Here is a 17,630-nt window from a genome sequence, read left to right as displayed (position 1 = left end):
GAGTAGTAGAGCCGGCTAGTAGTGCCAGTCTTCATGCCTGATCGGCAACTTGTTCAGTTGTTTCCTCAGGTGCTGCCAATGCGGCAAATACAAATCCATCAGCGCCGAGAACCGCTCGTTGTGTGATGGTTCAAGCAGGTGCACCAGCTCATGGACCACAATGTACTCTAGGCACTCCGGTGGCTTCTTGGCCAGGTCGGTGTTGAGCCGGATGTAGCCTGATTCGGGCGTGCAGCTTCCCCACTTGGTCTTCATGCGCTGAACGAAGACCCGAGATGCCTTCACGCCGAGCAGCGATTCCCACTTCGCCAGCAGCGCCGGTAGTGCGTCCCGCACCTGTTGCCGGTACCAGCCATCGAGGACCTCTTCGCATCGCACCGGGTCGGCGCTTGGGCGCACTTGCAGCTTCAGCTTGCGCGGCGTGAGGCTCACGGTTGGCGCCGCGTCCGCAAAGCTGAGCTCTAGCAGATAGCGCTTGCCCCACAGGTAGTGGCTTTCCTTGTTCAGGAACTCGCGCGGTGTTTCACGTTCTTGCGCCTGCAGCTTGCGCTGCTGCGCGCGGATCCAGGCCAGCTTCGAGATGACAAACAGGCGAATGGTGTCGAGCGGCATACTTTGAGGGGCGGCCACACGCACTTTGCCCGCTGGCGGCAGCACGCTCAGGTGATTGAGCAGGTCAATAACGCCATGAAGGAGAACCATGAGACCTTGAGATATCTGAAGGGGCTGTTGAATTGCCAGTCAAGGCTATGTAAGGCCAGTGAGCACACTGCGCTGTCGCCTCTGCCGCCCCCGATCCCGGAGTGCTTCTATTTTTTGTTCATTGCTGCTGAGTTAATTCTTAGGAGGTAATAACGATGTTTACGTTCACAATTTCGTATTCTGAAGCACAAGACATGTTGGTTGAAAACAATATGGCCTGGTACTGGCACCCGAATATGTCTGCACATGCAACCGGCAAAGGCTTGGACGAAATGACTTTCGAGGAAATGGAAGACCAGCTTCATGCGCATGTCGGGATCGAAGAGGAATTTAATGGTTTCGAGCTGGGCCTCCTGACAAACGTGCGCTTCAATATTGTCCGTGATTACGAATTGGCTAGGGCGGGCGTGTGCTGTCACTGCCGTTCGCGTTCCGATTCCTTTGGAATTTAGGCATAGCTATGGCTAAGACCGTCGAAAATGCCTTGCAAGTCAATATTCTCAAGATCAGCAAGGCCGCACGATCGACCCCTTCCGGCTGTATGAAAATCGAATGGGTTTGCGGCGGATCGGTGGTTGTGGGCATCGTCATGCTGGCCGATCACACCGTGACCATCCTCGTTGGTGGCAGTGTCTACCAAGCTCCAATCAGCCGCCGGGAGTTCCGTAAAGATCGATATCTGGCCCATATCCAATGCCTCGCGTGCGGGAGAAAGTGCTTTTCGCTATTTGTCGATGGGGCCCACTTGAAGTGCCGGCGCTGCGCCGGATTGATTTACGAATGCCAGCGCGGCCACGCACCGGAACGCGCCATGATCAAAGCGCAAAAGATACTGGCGCGCTTGGGTGGTCTTGCCGGATATGAGGTGCCAGCGAGGCCGGTCGGCATGTGGCGCCGTACTTACCTGCGTCATTTGCATCAGCTCGTTACTGCACGGGAGGCGGCTTTTGGTCGGCTGTCGGCTGGACACTCCAACAGAGATTAATGTCCGCCCGGCGGTCGTTAAAACGAACTATATGGGGCGCGATCGTCGGGCGGTTTATTGGAAGGCTGCCCTCGGCTTCGATAGCTCTGATGCCGCCCGTGATTACGTCGAATTGATTCGAGGAGCATATGGTGTGTGCAGCTAAGCTCCCATGCAGCCCATCATGCCGACCCAGCTCCGCCATCGCCAGGCCATCGTTGATTATCTCGGCAGCATCTCGGATTTTGCTTCGGCACGCGACATTGCAGTCGTGCTGAAGATTCCCTACAAGACAACAATCGATGCGCTCAATGCTTTACATGCCATGGGGCGTGTTGCGCGGGTTGGGCGCAAATTCAGAGCCAAGTGGGGAGCAAATTAACTCCAGCCGAATCGCGCGGCAATTAGCTGGCAGATGCTGGCTACTGTATGGTTCGGTAAGAAGGCGCGAAGTCGAGGACCAGGGGGGCGGTCGAACGGGGGTACGGGACCCAGCAACTTCTATAGATTCGACCGTCAAAAAATTTTTTCGTATTCAAAGAGCGATATTTTTTCTACTTTTCAACAAAAGTGTTTTTCACTTATAACTAACTTGGGCGCCGTGATTTACTAAATGTGTTCGTGCCGCATGGAGAATTTTGCTCACTTCCCCAAGCGTATCAAAAGATAGAAATCCTGTTTTTCTCGGCGACAAACAGAAGAATGCAGTTTGTTTGTTAGCATCTTGATAGAAGCCAAAAGTTGCGTTGTCCTTGGTCGCATAGACTACTTCAGTGTAATCGCGCTCGGTACTAATTATTTCTGCTGCAGTTTTTGCAATGAAATGGAGAGCCTGTATAAGCTCTTCAATTTCATCAAAATCCAAGCATACGGAGACTTCATCTCTACCGTTGTCGAATTTATGGAGTACCTTGACCCCAAATTTAATTTCTCTTCTTTCGCCCTTTACAATCGTAAGAATGATGGTCTCAATATCCATTGAGGTGTGAAATTCACATTGGCATGATCCTATGGACCGAAATTCTTTTGCTACTATGGCACCCCGGTAAGCCATAAAATTTCGAATATCTGTGCCGTCGATATTTCCATTTGCGATACCTTTCATCTCTTCCATATCCTTTTTGTTCCAGGAAAGAATTTAATTAAACTCAGCGAAACTAGGCTGACATTTTTTCCAATAAGGTGAAAGTCGAAATGGCCCAGTCCACTGGCGCGAATCAGAACACTTGTTTGAGAAATTTTTTTTGTTGCCTAAAGTATGTATCCAACTAAAAAAGAGTATCGATTTAGGAAAGAGGTCATTTGACGTTTGGTAATAAGCGTTGTGATCCAACTTATTCAGTCGCTGCAAGCCTCACAAGGAAAAGACGACGTAGCGCTTGTCACATTAAAGGCTCCGTCCGGTACTTTGTTAGTCGAGCGATGGACTGAAAAATTTTGAGATGGCTGAATAATGGATGCGCCGTCACGCGCTCCAATGAGGTCGAGACGCCGGGCGTAAAGATGGGCGCGCCGTGGTTTTAGATGAAGGAACTGGCGGCGCGGCACGACATCATCGCGTTGTCGTCCAACTACGCGCTTTACGGCGACATGAGCAACCGCGTCATGTCGCTCCTTCGTGATTACAGTCCCCAAGTTGAAATTTTTCGATCGACGAATGTTTCCTCAGCCTAGCCGGTCTGGAGGGTCTGTGGGCCTCTCCAGGGGCCTTGGGGCAGGCAATCCGCCAGAAGGTGCGTCAATGGACTGGGTTACCCGTTTGCGTCGGCATCGCTCCAACCAAGACCTTGGCCAAGCTGGCGAACCATATCGCGAAGAAGCGACCGCAATTCAACGGGGTATGCGACTTCAGGGCTATGCCGCCCGGCGAGCAGGAGGTGCTGCTGGCAGACATCGATGTTGGTGAGGTCTGGGGTGTCGGGGCGCGCATTGCAGCGCAATTGCAGGCGGTGGGGATCGACACGGTCAAGGCGTTGCGCGACATGCCGCCGAGCTGGTTGCGGGCGCACTTCGGCATCGTGATGGAACGGACTGCCGTCGAGCTGCGTGGGCTGTCGTGCCTCGCGCTGGAAGAGGTCGCGCCGGCAAAGAAGCAGATCATTTCATCGAAGTCGTTCGGGCAGATGGTGGTGGCCGTGGACGACCTGCGCGAAGCAGTATCGACCTACATGACGCGAGCAGCGGAAAAACTCCGGCAGCAGGGATCGGTGTGCGGGGCTGTGCAGGTGTTTGTGCAGACTAACTCGTTTCGACCGCAGGACCGACAGTACAGCAACGCCATCACTGTCCCGCTAACCGCGCCATCTGCTGATACGCGGCGGCTGATCGGGACGACGCTGTTTGGCTTGGAGCGGATTTATCGGCTGGACAATTTTGTACAAACAGGCCAGTGTGATCTTGATCGATCTGTCCAATGCTTCCATTAAGAAGGGAACATTTTTTGCGGTGCCCGCAATTGAAAAAATCGGACAAGCTCATGGCGGCGCTGAACTTCCTCAACCAACGGTATGGTCCCGATGCCGTCTGCGTTGGCTCGGTAGGCCTGCGTCCATCGTAGGGAATGCGTCGCGAGCGCAAGACGCCGTGCTATACGACTCGCTGGGGCGAGATCCCAGTGGCGCTGGCATTGCCTCTTTAGAGCAGACTTCGTCAGCGACAATAGGTAACACTCATGCTGCAGTGCTGATTGCGGGTGCAAACTACGGCGTATATTCCGCTGTCACCATAGCTAGCGAATTTTCGGAATGAATAAGCGAATTGATGGCATATCCTGCTGAGGGGGCGAACGCAACGGTCGAAATATAATGTTTGGCTTTCTTCGGCTGCTTATGGCCGGATGTGCTTGGTCGGCGATCTTGCAGTACCAGCGGCTACACGCGGTTGCAGCCTTTCGTCTGTGACCCCTGAGTTCGAACACCCGTAAACAAGCTGCCGTTCCTGCAAGCTTGCCACCAGGCAGAAGCGGCCAAAATCAGAAAGTGGTGTCACTGACAAGAAGATGCTGACTGGAAAGCTAGATTTTTCCTAAGGAGGCCGGCGCTCCGTTGCGAAAAAGCGCCGGCTATTTGCCCTAACCTAGAGCGCGTTATGTTTTGTCGTGCGCCAGTTCGGCAGCGCGGTATTTTCGCATTGTACGTCGTCGCCTGTTCCATAGGCTGACCAAACCAAGCCCAAACAACGTCAAAGACGCAGGTTCGGGAACAGGGGTTACCGGATGCAATCTTGGCGACAATAGAAAGGCATGTGTTTGTCCATTAATCGTTCCATATCCAGTAATTTGGCCAGCATCGTTAATCCCCATTGCTTCATAAAGTTCCCAGCCATTATCCTGAACCTCGACAATTGAATTGAGGTCCATCATTTGCCCTGCCGTATATTTGAACGCATGATGCTGTCCAATATTGGTGAGGGAATAGCCGACGACATCTCCGGCATCATTGATGCCCCACCCATAGCTAGATGCGCCCCCCAAAGTACCCAGATCGATCATGGACCCGTTACTGTAGAGGAAGGCATGGTACGAACTATAGTTCGTCGTTGAAAAAGTGGAATATCCCGTCACCTGCTCCGCATTATTGATGTCAGCCCCAAAGCTCATTACGCCGGCTAATGTACCGAGATCGGTCATGATGCCGTTTTTGTAGATGACGGCATGGGCTCCTGAATAAATCAGTGTTTGCCCAGCATTGTTGATGGCAATACCAAGGCTGTTTGAGCCAAGATCGGTGATAGACCCATTGCTGTAGATAACGGCATGATTATAGTTATCACTGGAAGATGATGAAGTTCCTGCTACCTGCCCGGCATCGTTGATGCCCGACCCGGTGCTATTTGCGGTTGAGCCAACCAACGAACCGAGAAAGGTCATGGTGCCGTTGCTGTAGATGAAAGCATTTGCGGTGTTATTGCTGTTATACGCATATCCCGTTACCTGCCCCGCGTTATTGATGTCATATCCATAGCTATACGAGCCACCCAAGGTGCCTAAATCGGTCATGGCCCCGTTGCTGTAGATGAAGGCATGTGTCGTGCCTGTGCTGGTTGTTGAAGAGCCTGTCACCTGCCCTGCGTTATTAATTTTAGCCCCATAGCTAAATACGCCGCCCAATGTACCGAGATCGGTAATGGTATAGAAAGGTGCGGCCTGAGCCGTTCCCGACGCTAGCAGTACATTACAGTACAACAGCCAAGCAAATTTTCCGGTGAGATTTTTTAGCATCGTGTGCCTTTCATGAATTCTTCTCTTTACCCCCTGCGTCAATGCATGTTTTTCTCCCCTCCAGACTGCCATGAAGAACTGCATCACCGGGAACGCACCCTCTACATCGAGATGGTCTACGAAATCCAAACATCGTGCCGTGCTAGCCAAAGCAAGTTCAAGACCATTCATGCAAGTGACTAATTTTTATAAGCTTTTGAAAAAGGCTGGCTGCAATTTGTAAGGAATTTCGACACCGAACAGGTGCACGCTTGGGTACTTGAAAGGCATCTTCAGACAGAGCGCGTCACCGTACCGAGATCAGTGCCACTGCTACACGCAAAGCGACGCGCAGCTAGCGCGTACCCCCACTGATACAGGTAAAAGCTGTCTGCAAATTACTGCTGCAGGCGCAGGCTTGATATGAATTGAAGTCGGTGATGCTGACAGCGCAAAAGATGAGAGACACACGCGGCAAGATTTATCGGCATTGAGCGTTGCGCACCCGCAATCGAAAATTGTGAAAGACTCCCTTCGGCCAATTGCCGACGATTTCATATACAGCAGTTTGACTAAACCTGCGTATTTTTAAGTTACGCCAAAGTGCAAAGATTTGAGTATCTTGGGCCGACCTGTAATGGAAATTAACAGGTTTTTGCCGGCACTCTTTTTTGTGGCCCCGGAACCTAGAGACCTTGTCGTGTACCCCACAAATATGGGGTGCCCCAAAGCAATGGAAAAAGTTACCATCGGTAAATTTTTTTCAACAACGGGGAGTAATTCGATATGAACAAACGACTTTTAGCAGCGGTATGCGCGACCACGGTCCTTTCGGCTTGTGGTGGTGGCGGCAGCAGTAGTAAGCACTAGCAACGACAGCGCGGTAGTTCAGTCATCGCCAGTTCAGGGCGTGTATGCAGGTACGGTGTCGAATGGCCGGGAACATAACACGCTCATTCTCGAAAATAACGAGATTTACACGATCTATGGCAATACCGTGAGCGGCACCTTCTATGTCTACGGTTTCATCAATGGTACCGGTCAGGCAAGCAATGGCAGCTTTTCGTCTTCCAACCTAAAGGATTTCGCCGCGAACGGTTCTGTAACAAGTGGCACGATGAGCGCAACCTACGTAGCCGGCGCCAGCTTTAACGGTACTGTCTCATCGGGCAACCAAAGCCTGACTTTCACCGGCGCACCGATGCCGAACTCAACCTATAACTACAACACCGCGCCCACCTTAGCGAATATTGTGGGCAACTGGAACATGACGGAGGTGTCCGGGACTTCAGTCGCTCTGTCGATCGCAAGCAACGGTTCGTTTACAGCTTCGGGAGGCGGCTGCACCGCAACTGGTACCCTTACGCCGCGTGCGTCCGGCAAGAATGTATTCAACGTTTCGCTCACGTTTGGAGCCGCGCCATGTGAAACACCCGGTCAAACGGCAAATGGCATTGCTCTCGAATATCCTCTCTCGTCAGGTAAGCGCGAGCTTATTATCGCCGGCACGAACAGTGCGCGGACCGATGGAGCACTTCTGGTTGGCTCGCGTTAATCTCGCTATCTACGATTTTAACGGTTAGATCTTTGAAGGGCACAGTATTAGCCCTTCAAAGAGTAAACCTAAGTGTGGCAAGTAGGTATCCAAAGGTATTGACAACCTGCCCCAATCTATCAGCGTCCCCAGATTAGCTTCCAACCTGAAAAATGAAAGAATGGCTTCTTTCGCTGCGTTGCAGACGTTCCAGAATCCTGCATGACTGGCAACAATGGGGCGGGTTGATCCCATCTGTTGAATTTTGGCAATTTCCGCTTTGGCCGTGTCGCTGACGGTACTTATCACCACCAGACCGGATGCGTACGGAGCAGGACGTGCTGCGGACTAAGAATCGAATACGCAATGTATTTGAGGCAGCTGGCCTGGACAAGCCGAATATTGGCATCCTCGACGATGAATTTCTGGCCGAACTGCTGGAACGGCTGCTGGAAGGCGAAATCAAGAGCAGCTTTGCCGGCAACGTCGTTCAGAACCAGAGATTCTCCGAGCTGCTATAGAAGGTGATCAAGCGGTATAAGAACCGCTCGATCGTGACGGCGCAGGTCATCGAGGAATTGATCGAGATGGCCAAAAAGTTTAAGGAAGCCACCGATCGTGGCGAGCACCTGGGACTTAATACCGACGAGCTGGCTTTCTCTGACACGCTGGCAAACAACGAGGAATCGGTGCGCGAGCTGGGCGAGAAACGCTGAAAAAGATAGCGCATGAGCTGGCTGAAAACCTGCGGAAAAACGTCAGCGTGGACTGGTCGGTGCGAGAAAGCGTGCGCGCGAAGCTGCGGCTGATGGTCAGGTGCATCCTGCGCAAGTACAAGTACCCGCCCGTAAAGCAGGAGGAGGCGGTGCAACTGGTGCTGGAACAGGCGGAGACGTTGAGTGCCGAATGGGCGTGATTCAATGTTGAGGCGCGCGATGAAGCGGGGCGGCCTTAGCACTGATTCCGGTCAATTTTACTAAGCGGCTGCCGCTTTTAGCGGAGTTGAAGCGTTATTTTTGGCCAGCGCGTCCAGGTAATCAGCCCATGCCTGCATCATGCGTCGCCGCTCAGGCAAATGCTCTGCATAGTTGTACGCGGCACGTACGGAATTCCGCTCGCTATGAGCGAGTTGGCGTTCGATTGCGTCATGATGCCATCCTTGCTCATTAAGTAATGTTGATGCCATGCTCCGAAAGCCGTGGCCGGTCAGTTCATCGGAGCCATAGTCCAAGCGGCGCAACGCGGCATTCACCGTGTTCTCGCTCATAGGACGTTCACTTGAACGTGCGCCAGGAAAAAGGTAGCGACCTGTGGCGACGGCATAGCGGAAAATTTGCCCACAATTCTGCAGCACCCGATGAGCTGTCTCTACCGCGCCGCGCTGTTCAATTCTCCGTAAGCAGCTCAGGACATCCGGCGCCGAAATTTCGCCAATTTGTCGGGTGCCGAGCCAAGGAAATACATCGTTTTCAAGGCGTAACTGAATTTTGCTCGCATGACTGGCGACCCAGTTTGGGGAAAATTTCACAAGCCATTCTCGCGCGACGGCCTCGAAACTATTTGTGACAAAACCTGCCTTTGCAGCTTTTTGAGCCTTGCGTTCTTCACTGGGATCAATGTCGCGGGTTAGGGCAGCGCGTGCCTTGTCTCGTTTCTCTCGCGCCAATGCGAGTGACACATCTGGATAAGTGCCAAGAGCCAAAGTTTTTCGCTTCCCATTGAAGCGGTAGTCAAAACGCCAGTACTTCCCGGCACTATTGATCAACAGGTATAGACCACGCTCATCGGCTAACTTACGTGGCTTGTCACTGGCTTTGGCATTGCGAACGTCCATGTCGCGGAGTGGCATGACGGTATCTCACTTGGGTATGTCCTACATACCGCCACACATACCGCCAAATATGGCGGTATGTGGTGGCACTTGATGATATGTCATGGTACAACAAAAAAGCCGCAAACCTAGAAGGAATGCGGCTTTCGGTATGCCATGGTACGGCATGGTACGGAAATTTGGTGGAGGCGGCGGGAATCGAACCCGCGTCCAGAAGCACTCTACAGACAGTTCTACATACTTAGTGCTGCCAATTGGTTTTAACCCAGCCGACGCGGACGCACACGCTTCGTCTAGGCGAGCCACCTAAATTTAACGTTACGCCAAGTAACCCGACGCAACGCGATTCCCTGTATATGACTCTACTGCTGTTGCCAGCCCACCCCAGGGAAGAGATGGTGTAGAGCTAGAAAGTTCTTAGGTTTCTAGTGGTTTACGCTGCGAGAGCGTAAGATTCATCGTTTGCATTTAAGCATTTCCGGTTGGATTAACGAGGTAGCCAGTCCTCGGTATGCCCTGCGCTGCTTTGCAACCCCTGTCGAAACCAGGTCGCCCCCAAAAGCAGTACTGTACTCCCAAGATGGGACCGACGGGAGGTATTTCAAGAGGTATTTTTGATGGCGGCGGCGTTTAACGGCAGTTAATGGCAATCCGGCACGTCCTGATCGAGATAGACCTCGAACGCGATATTGCGTGCCGCCTTCTTCGCCAGCTGGTCCGGATAGCCATCGGCCTTCCAGTCGCTGGCGAGCTGGGTGAGGAAAGCCGCGGTCTTGGTGTCCGACGCCGGCATCACGAAGGCGAGCATGCTGCGCGGGCCGGTAGGCAGACTTGCCGAAAACTTTTTCCATTCCGGCAGCTTGACGATTTCTTCCAGTAGCGTGTTGTCGTGCACGGCCGCGTCGCACAGCCCGGTGCGCAGCGCAATGAGGGCGTCGGCCGGCGCCGCGTAGACCAGTTCGATCGCGCCGTATTTCGCTTCCATCATGCCGACGTAGCGTCCGCCCGCCGACAAGCAGACTTTGCGGCTCTTTAAGTGTTCCCACGCCTTGATCCCGGTGTCGGTACGCATGATGGCCATCGGGCCGGCGGCGTAGCCGGTGGGGATCAGCGTGCTGCCGTCGCGTCGCGGCGCGTTTTCGGTGAACGCCGCCAGCGTGATATCGGCCTTGCCGGATGGGGCACGGACCGTGGCGAGCGGCAGCTGCAGGCGCCGGGCGGCATCTTCCAGCAGCGCCGTGTCAAGCGCTTCCGGCGTGCGGAACTTGGCGCCGGCCTTGTATTCGGGCACGACGTAATGGATGCCCGCCACCAGTTTGCCGCGCTGTTTGGCGCGCGCCAGGGCATCGGCCCCGAGGGCGCCCGCGCAGGCAGACGCCAGCGCCGCCGCGACCAGCAGGTGCGCAAGAACGGGCAGCGGGGCCGTGGCGTTCCTCATAGTCATACGTACTGGTAGCGCAGCACGCGGTGCTTCAGGCGCTCCAGCAAGACCTGGTCGATCAGCGGCGCGAGGATCGCGATGGCGAGAATGTTGGTCATCACGCCCACCATGTCGGCGGTTTCGCCGGCGTAGGACAGCGAGCGGCCCAGCCCCTTGCCAAAGCCGACCAGCATTTCGGCGGAGATCAGCGCGCGCCACGCGTTGCCGAACGCGAGTTGCGCGCCGGTGATCAGCTCGGGCATGACGGCCGGCAGGTAGACGCGCTTGAGCAGCTCCCAGCGCGACGCGCCCATGACGCGCGCGGCCGACACGTGCACATGCTGCACGCTTTCGGTGGCATTCATCACCGACAGCGCCGCCGGGAAAAAGGCGGCGATGGCGACCACCACGATGATCGGCGTGCTGCCGAAGCCCATCACGATCAGCAGCAGCGGCACCCAGGCGATCGAGGGGATCGATTGCAGGATGATGATTGCCGACTTGAGCACTTCCCGGAAGAAGAACAGCACCGCGCCGATCAGACCGAAGCCCACGCCCAGCACCATCGCAAAACCGTAGCCTGCGCCGAGCCGGCCGAGGCTGCCGGCCAGCGCCGCGCGAAAGCCCTCGGACTGCAGTTCCTGCCCCAGGCGCGCGATCACCGTCGGCACGTCCGGCATCAGGAATGCGGGCAGGGACCAGGCGGCGAGCTGCCAGCCGAACAGGATGACAGCGACGGCGAGGATGAAGGCGAGGCGTTTGCGGTTGCCGGTGATGCGGGTCTTGGAGCTCATGTTGTTTTAAAAGAGATGGCCGGCGAGGCCGGCCATTTTGTTTCTGGTGTTGATGTCCTTCTGCCGCTCCCGGGAGCGGGAAGAATTATTACAGCTTGCGTTCCTTCTGCCAGCTCAGGTCCAGCACGTCCTTGACGTCGAACGGCTTGCCGTCGCGCGTCTTGAGCGAACCCTGCTCCTGCAGGATATTCGCGATTTCCTGCATGCGCGCCTGCTCCTTGGGCGTGACGGCCGGAGTGAAGGTCTGGCTCTTGATCGCTTCGGTGATCACGGTTTCGCGCGGAATGTCGCCCTTCTTCAGCGTCTTCAGGGTTGGCTCGGAAATGAAGTAGCCGGCGATCAGTTTCGATGCATCGGCTGGCTTCTTCTGCAGCAGGTCGATGGCGTCGCGCTGCGCGTCGAGCGACTTCCACACCGCATCCTTGCGCTTTTTCAGGGTGTCGCCGGACGTGATCACGACCATGCAGGGGAAGGGCCACACTTCGCCGATTTCATACACTTGTTTGACCGGCGCGATCAGCTTGGCGATCGATGCCTGCGGCTCGAACAGGAAGGCGGCGTCGACCCGCTTGCCGACCAGCGATTGCACCGCGACCTGCGGACTCACGCCCATGATGTTGACGTCGTCGGGTTTCAAGCCGGCCTGCTTGAGCACCACGCCTTTGAGCACGGTGTCGGCGGTGCTGCCTTCGGCTTGCGAGGCGAGCGTCTTGCCCTTCAAGTCGGATACCTTGTTAATGCCGGCATCGTCGCGCGCCACGACTGCGTGGTAGCCCTGCTGCGCGCCGCCAACCACCTTCAGGTCGGCACCCTTGGATGCCCAGGCGACTGCATTGGTGAAGCCCAGCACGCCGGAATCGAGCTGGCCGCCGACGATGGCTTTGATCAGGTCGGTGCCGGACTTGAACTCGACCAGCTCCACGTCCAGGCCGTGCTTCTTGTAGTAGCCGGCTTCCTGTGCCACGATCGCCTGCGCATCGTCCATCACGCGCAGGTAGCCGACCTTGAACTTTTCGTTGGCGTCGGCCTGTGCTGCGACGGCGAAGGCGGCCAGCGCCGGGATGAGTAGCTTCGACAGTTTCATATTCCAGCTCCTTCAATGATTGCAATATTGTCTTCGTGCTCGGCGTGAATGCCGAGCAAGCCCAGGATTTCGCGCCGTACTTCGGCGAAGTCCGACAAGTCGTGTGTCTTTTCCAGATGCGCGAGATTGAATTCCTGCAAAACCGTCGCCGGGCGCGCGCTGAATACCAGGATGCGGTCGGCCAGGAACAAGGCCTCGTCCACATCGTGCGTCACCAAGAGCACGGTCGGGCGCGCTTCGCGGATCAGTTCGCGCAGCGCATCCTGCAGCGTCATGCGCGTCAATGCGTCGAGCGCGCCGAACGGCTCGTCCAGCAGCAGCACTTTCGGATGCGAGATGAAGGCGCGCGCCAGCGCCGCGCGCTGCCGCATGCCGCCCGAGACCTGGTGCGGATAGTAATCCTCGAAACCTTTCAGCTTGACCTTGGCCAACCACTCGACGGCTTGCTTGCGCGCCTGGAGCTTGTCGACCTTTTGCAGTTCGAGCGCCATGGCGACATTCTGTGCCAGCGTCAGCCACGGGTAGAGCGCGTTTTCCTGGAACATCAGCATGCGTTCCGGATGCGGGCCGGCCACCGCCTTGCCGTCGGCCAGCACGCTGCCGGCGCTCGGCTTTTCCAGGCCGGCGGCGATGTGCAGCAGGGTCGACTTGCCGCAGCCGGAAGGACCGACCAGCGCGACCAGTTCGCCTTCTTCAAAGTCGCGGCTGAAATCCTCGATGACCTGCAGGCCGCCAAAGCTTTTCGCAGTGTGTTTAAAAGACAGCTTCATTCAACTCTATTCTTGCCGCCAGCGGCGGACGCGGGAGAAAAACGGTGGAATCGCCGCACCGGGATGCGACCGGATGCCTATTGCGCTAAGGAGTAATACAACTGTGATGTTTAATTACTTTTCGATATATCAAACTGTAGCGGCCGGCAGAGGCAGGCACAACAATTTTTACCGCTTATGCTTATATGGAAATCGAATATGACATGATACCGCGCCCCGCGTTTCTCTTGCATTGTGGCTAGTACGTGCGGCGGTATTGGATGAATGGCAACTTATCGTGCCGGCCGCTTCAAGCGGCTTGCTGCTCACTGCTGCCTTGCCAGAAAAACGCCTTGCCGATGACATACTGCAATGCAGTGGCCGCTGCCAGCAACGCCGATCCGGCAACCAGCAGATGCATCGGCGACAGCACCTTGGCCAGCGGCCAGAACAGTACCAGTGACATCATGCGCAACACCCACAGCGCCAATTCGCGCGCAAAGATGCGGTCCGGCAGTTCGCCGTGGATATCGAGTGCGCGCTGCGTGAGCACTTGCTGACTGGCCGACAGGAATGGCGTGCCGGCCGCCTTCAGGATCGAGTGACCGACATACAGCACCGGCAGCCACACGCTCGCGCCCAGGAGCACGAAGGACAGGCTGACGACCAGGCAAGCGCCGCCCAGCCAGTGAGTGCGGTTATGGACATGGCGGTTCTGGCGCGTGAAGTACAGTGCGATCCCGCCGGCCAGTCCTGCCGCAGTGGCGACCCAGCCGAAGTGGCTGGCGCTGCCCAGGGCTTTCACCGCACCGGCCGACGCCATCGCCTGGTTGATGCCGAACAGGCCTGATTCGAGGAAAAACATGGGGAAGCAGGCGATGAACTGCGGGTGTCTGAGGATGGCCAGCGGCGCCTTGAGCGCCACCGGCGGCGTGTCGGGCAGTGCCTTGCCCAAGAGCCAGGCGCCACCGATGCTCATTGCGCCATACAGCCAGAACACGTAATGGCTCTGTTCGGCCAGGCTGCTCAGCAATAGCGTCGCCAGCAGGGTGGCCGCGACGCTGCACACGACCGTCAGCGTTCCGCTGCGCGCAGCATAAATGTCGCGCTCGGCGTCGTGCAACAGGACCATTTCCAGCGCGTGTCGCGCGCCGGCGCTCATACCGACGTACGTGCCGAATGCAATGGCCATCATGGCAACGCTGCCGGAGCAAAACAGGAACAGCAATCCCGGGATGGCGAAGCCCAGGCGCATCAAGCGCCTGCCGTTCAGGTGAAAGCGCGGCCCGGCGTAATAGGTGAGAAAGATCACCGCCAGCGCCGCCGTCATCATGATCGCCGTATAGCGCAGGATCGCGTGCAAGTCGTTCGACCCCATCACGAAAAAGCCGATGAAGCCGCCCAGGCTGCCGACGGCGCCTTGCAGGCCGATCAGGGGGAGGAGGGCGCGTTGGTGTTCGGTTAATTTCATCTGAGGGCGGCGTGGTTGTGCTGCGCTCAGACATGCTTTTAAGAACTATAGTTCCGAAAAGAAATTGTTTTTAGGAATGCGAAGGGGGAGGAGCGAAGGCAATTTTCTTGCACATTGCCTTCGCTTGCGCCGCGCTGCAGGCCGCGGTTAAGGCTGGGCCGTATCGGTGTGCGTGCTTAACAGTTGCGCAAACTCGTCCGGCGGCACCGGCTTGCTGAAGTAATACCCCTGCATTTCGTCGCACGCATGGGTGCGCAGGAAGGCTTCCTGCTCCATCGTTTCCACGCCTTCGGCCACCACCGTCAGCGACAGCGTCTTGCCCATGGCAATGATGGCTTCCGTGATCGCCTTGTCCTCGGCATTGGTGGCAAGGTCGCGGATGAAGGAGCGGTCGACCTTGAGCGTGTCGATCGGGAAGTTCTTCAGCTGGCCGAGCGACGAGTAGCCGGTACCGAAGTCGTCGATCGCCAGGCGCACGCCCATTTGCTTGATCGCCTGCAGCAGCTTGAGCGCCGTGCCGGGATGGTGGATGACCATGCTTTCGGTGATTTCCAGCTCCAGCAGGTGCGCCGGCATGCCCGTCTCTTCGAGGATGGCGGCAATGTCCGGCAGCAGCTGTTCGTCGGCGAACTGGCGCGGCGACAAGTTCACCGCCATGCAAATCGGCGGCAAGCCGCCGCGCTGCCACGCCATGTTTTGCCGGCAAGCCTGTTCCAGCACCCATTTGCCGATCGGGACGATCATGCCGGTTTCTTCGGCTACCGGGATGAACTGCGCCGGCGACACTGCGCCCAGCTCCGGGTTGTTCCAGCGCAGCAGCGCCTCGACGCCGGTAATGGCGCCGCTGACCAGGTCGCGCTTGCCCTGATAATGCAGTGACAATTCGCCGCGGTCGATGGCGCGCCGCAGATGGTTTTCCAGCAGCAGGCGCTCGAGCGACTGCGACTTGATGTCTTTCGAGTAGAACTGGAAATTGTTCTTGCCTTCTTCCTTGGCGAAGTACATGGCGATGTCGGCATTTTTCATCAGCGCCTGTTCGTCCTCGCCGTCCTGCGGATACATGGCGATGCCGATGCTGGCCGTCACCCGGCACTCGCGCCCGAGCAGCTCGACCGGCTTGATGGCGGCCGACAGCAGCTTGCGCGCCACCGATGCGATCTGCTCGATGTCGCCGATTTCGCGTAGCAGCACCACGAATTCGTCGCCGCCCAGCCGCGCCACGACGTCGTCGGCGCGCAGCGTTTCGCGCAGGCGTGCCGACACTTCCATGAGCAGCTTGTCGCCGGCTTCGTGGCCGAGCGTGTCGTTGATGAACTTGAAGCGGTCGAGGTCGATGAACAGCACCGCGAAGCTGCGCTGGTAGCGCTGCGCCGCCGGGATCGCCAGGCCGAGCAGGTGGCTGAACATGGCGCGGTTGGGCAGCCCGGTCAGCGCGTCGTGCGTGGCCAGGTGCTGGATGCGTTCTTCTGCGATCTTCTGGTCGGTGATTTCGCGCGATACGCCGCGGTAGCCGGCGAAGCGTCCCTCGGCATCGAACACCGCCTCGCCGCTGACACTGATGTAGTGCGGCCTGCCGTCGTCGAGACGGCGGTGCATGACCACGTCGCGGAATGGCGCATGCGCTTCCAGCAGTGCGCGATGCGCCTCCCAGCCGCCGTAGCCGTCGAGCTGCAGCCCGGCATCCCACGGCCGCTTGCCGAGCAGCGCGTGCTGCGCCGAGTCGGTCTTCTCGTTGCGGCTGTCCATGCGCGTGTACCGGAACTCCGCATCCTGTTCCCAGTACCAGTCGGACGACAGGTTGGTCAGCGCCCGGAAGCGCGCCTCGCTCTCGCGCAAGGCTTGTTCCATCTTGCGCCGCTCGGTGACGTCGCGCAGGATGCCGCGAAATCCGGTGACTTCGCCGTTGAGGTCGCGCACCAGTTGCACCGAGCCTTCGCCGGTAACGGTTGAGCCATCCTTGCGCAGCATTTCCCAGTCGAGACTGTTGGCCGGCATCCCGGCGCGGAACGCCTGGTTGAAGGCCGTGTACACGCGCGTGGCCACTTCCGGCCCCTGGAAGTCGCGGTAGTTGTGGCCGATCAGTTCACTTTCGGTGTAACCGAGCATGCGGCAGAACGCGGAGTTGACCAGCACCAGCACGCCGTGCAGGTCGACTTCGTAATACGGGTCTTCGACGGTCTCGATGATGCTGCGGTATTTCGCTTCGCTTTCGCGCAGCGCCTGCTCCGTTTTCCGCAGCGCAGTCACGTCGCGCATCATGCCGCGAAATCCGGTCGCGTCACCATTGCGGTTACGCACGAGCTGCACCGAACTTTCGACGATCAGTGGATTGCCGTCCTTGCGTATCAATTCCCAGTCGCACCGCTTGGCCGGAATTCCGGTGCGATAGACTTCATTGAAGATCCGATAGGTGTGCGCCGCCATGTCCGGGGTTTGCAGATCACGGTTGCTGCGTTCCCTCAGTTCATCGGCCGTATAGCCGAGCATGCGGCAAAACGCGCTGTTGTACAGCACGAATTTGCCTCTCAAATCGACTTCGTAATACACATCCTCGATGGTTTCGAGGATTTCACGGTATTTCTCTTCGCTGGCGCGCAGCGCTTCGTCTACCGCCGTCGGTTCGGTTGCGCGCACGGGGCTCACGATACCCTCCCGGCGCACAGCACCAACGCCGCCCAAAAGCGTCTTGTCATTATGATTACCCATTCATGCGAGAGATCCGGGCAAACTTGCCTCCAGAATGGATTATTGCATTACGGCATATGCCATGCACAGGAGAATGCTTGAGGGTGTTGCAACAGTATGGCCTGCGCGATTTCACAAGGACGGCGCATCCGCCTTGCGTTCCGTTTTGGCCCTGCCAAACTGAGAACTCGCTAACCG

General features: G+C 57.0%; 16 protein-coding genes, 1 other RNA gene and 1 pseudogene. 7 read left to right on the top strand and 11 right to left on the bottom strand.

The annotated features are described in order from the left end of the window. Nucleotides 1–15 precede the first annotated feature (15 nt). Nucleotides 16–702, bottom strand: a complete 687-nt coding sequence (locus tag TSA66_RS24525) for a M48 family metallopeptidase (RefSeq protein WP_040041914.1) — start codon at nucleotides 700–702, stop codon at nucleotides 16–18. 155 nt (nucleotides 703–857) lie between these two features. On the opposite strand from TSA66_RS24525, the gene TSA66_RS24520 reads away from it, so the two are divergent. The 3 genes from TSA66_RS24520 (at nucleotide 858) to TSA66_RS24510 (ending at nucleotide 2,048) form a co-directional block, all read left to right on the top strand. Then, nucleotides 858–1,154, top strand: a complete 297-nt coding sequence (locus tag TSA66_RS24520; RefSeq protein ID WP_040041913.1) for a hypothetical protein — start codon at nucleotides 858–860, stop codon at nucleotides 1,152–1,154. A gap of 8 nt (nucleotides 1,155–1,162) precedes the next feature. After that, complete coding sequence (locus TSA66_RS24515; protein WP_040041912.1) at nucleotides 1,163–1,687, top strand: hypothetical protein; 525 nt, start codon at nucleotides 1,163–1,165, stop codon at nucleotides 1,685–1,687. Nucleotides 1,688–1,850: 163 nt separating this feature from the next. Then, nucleotides 1,851–2,048: a hypothetical protein gene (locus tag TSA66_RS24510; RefSeq protein WP_157691783.1), complete on the top strand. Its 198-nt coding sequence runs from the start codon at nucleotides 1,851–1,853 to the stop codon at nucleotides 2,046–2,048. 195 nt (nucleotides 2,049–2,243) lie between these two features. Here TSA66_RS24510 and TSA66_RS24505 read toward each other — a convergent pair whose 3' ends face one another. Then, nucleotides 2,244–2,780, bottom strand: a complete 537-nt coding sequence (locus TSA66_RS24505; RefSeq protein WP_040041910.1) for a hypothetical protein — start codon at nucleotides 2,778–2,780, stop codon at nucleotides 2,244–2,246. 535 nt (nucleotides 2,781–3,315) lie between these two features. Between TSA66_RS24505 and TSA66_RS25880 the strand changes: the two genes are divergently transcribed. Together TSA66_RS25880 and TSA66_RS28270 are read left to right on the top strand one after the other, a co-directional pair. Then, nucleotides 3,316–4,092: a DinB/UmuC family translesion DNA polymerase gene (locus tag TSA66_RS25880; protein ID WP_456299444.1), complete on the top strand. Its 777-nt coding sequence runs from the start codon at nucleotides 3,316–3,318 to the stop codon at nucleotides 4,090–4,092. A 134-nt stretch (nucleotides 4,093–4,226) separates the two neighbouring features. Continuing rightward, a complete protein-coding gene (locus TSA66_RS28270; RefSeq protein WP_084200077.1) occupies nucleotides 4,227–4,304 on the top strand; it encodes a DUF4113 domain-containing protein in 78 nt (25 codons plus the stop codon). A 447-nt stretch (nucleotides 4,305–4,751) separates the two neighbouring features. On the opposite strand, the gene TSA66_RS24495 is transcribed toward TSA66_RS28270, so the two are convergent. After that, a complete protein-coding gene (locus TSA66_RS24495) occupies nucleotides 4,752–6,014 on the bottom strand; it encodes a PEP-CTERM sorting domain-containing protein (protein ID WP_198358892.1) in 1,263 nt (420 codons plus the stop codon). A 775-nt stretch (nucleotides 6,015–6,789) separates the two neighbouring features. Between TSA66_RS24495 and TSA66_RS24490 the strand changes: the two genes are divergently transcribed. Both TSA66_RS24490 and TSA66_RS26465 read left to right on the top strand, forming a co-directional pair. After that, entirely contained in the window at nucleotides 6,790–7,419 is a 630-nt protein-coding gene (locus TSA66_RS24490) for a hypothetical protein (protein WP_040041909.1), read from the top strand. Nucleotides 7,420–7,763: 344 nt separating this feature from the next. Beyond that, nucleotides 7,764–8,314: pseudogene (locus tag TSA66_RS26465) on the top strand (DUF3387 domain-containing protein); the annotation flags it as partial. 60 nt (nucleotides 8,315–8,374) lie between these two features. Here the strand turns inward: TSA66_RS26465 and TSA66_RS24475 are convergent. The 8 genes from TSA66_RS24475 to TSA66_RS25875 form a co-directional block, all read right to left on the bottom strand. After that, nucleotides 8,375–9,247, bottom strand: a complete 873-nt coding sequence (locus TSA66_RS24475; protein ID WP_052452582.1) for a tyrosine-type recombinase/integrase — start codon at nucleotides 9,245–9,247, stop codon at nucleotides 8,375–8,377. A 162-nt stretch (nucleotides 9,248–9,409) separates the two neighbouring features. Then, nucleotides 9,410–9,786: a transfer-messenger RNA gene (gene ssrA, locus TSA66_RS26460) on the bottom strand. Between the two features lie 83 nt (nucleotides 9,787–9,869). Next, on the bottom strand, nucleotides 9,870–10,673 hold the full coding sequence (locus tag TSA66_RS24470) for a type 2 periplasmic-binding domain-containing protein (RefSeq protein WP_232429539.1): 804 nt from the start codon (nucleotides 10,671–10,673) through the stop codon (nucleotides 9,870–9,872). Next, a complete protein-coding gene (locus TSA66_RS24465; protein ID WP_040041906.1) occupies nucleotides 10,670–11,443 on the bottom strand; it encodes an ABC transporter permease in 774 nt (257 codons plus the stop codon). The genes TSA66_RS24470 and TSA66_RS24465 overlap by 4 nt, the downstream gene beginning before the upstream one ends. An 88-nt stretch (nucleotides 11,444–11,531) precedes the next feature. Then, nucleotides 11,532–12,527 (bottom strand): ABC transporter substrate-binding protein, encoded by a 996-nt coding sequence (locus tag TSA66_RS24460; RefSeq protein WP_040041905.1) that lies wholly within the window; start codon nucleotides 12,525–12,527, stop codon nucleotides 11,532–11,534. Continuing rightward, nucleotides 12,524–13,297 carry an ABC transporter ATP-binding protein gene (locus TSA66_RS24455; protein WP_040041904.1) on the bottom strand — a complete coding sequence of 258 codons (774 nt, stop codon included), beginning with the start codon at nucleotides 13,295–13,297 and terminating at the stop codon, nucleotides 12,524–12,526. Before TSA66_RS24455 ends, TSA66_RS24460 begins: the two co-directional genes overlap by 4 nt. 289 nt (nucleotides 13,298–13,586) lie before the next feature. Next, the gene (locus tag TSA66_RS24450) at nucleotides 13,587–14,747 is read right to left on the bottom strand and encodes a hypothetical protein (protein ID WP_040041903.1); all 1,161 of its coding nucleotides are present in this window, start codon (nucleotides 14,745–14,747) and stop codon (nucleotides 13,587–13,589) included. Nucleotides 14,748–14,894: 147 nt separating this feature from the next. Next, the gene (locus TSA66_RS25875) at nucleotides 14,895–17,453 is read right to left on the bottom strand and encodes a sensor domain-containing protein (RefSeq protein WP_052452581.1); all 2,559 of its coding nucleotides are present in this window, start codon (nucleotides 17,451–17,453) and stop codon (nucleotides 14,895–14,897) included. Nucleotides 17,454–17,630: the final 177 nt, after the last annotated feature.

The organism is Noviherbaspirillum autotrophicum (assembly GCF_000818395.1).
Lineage (GTDB): Bacteria > Pseudomonadota > Gammaproteobacteria > Burkholderiales > Burkholderiaceae_D > Noviherbaspirillum > Noviherbaspirillum autotrophicum.
The sequence above is the reverse complement of the archived record's forward strand: the minus strand, read 5'-3'. Positions and strand labels throughout refer to the sequence as shown.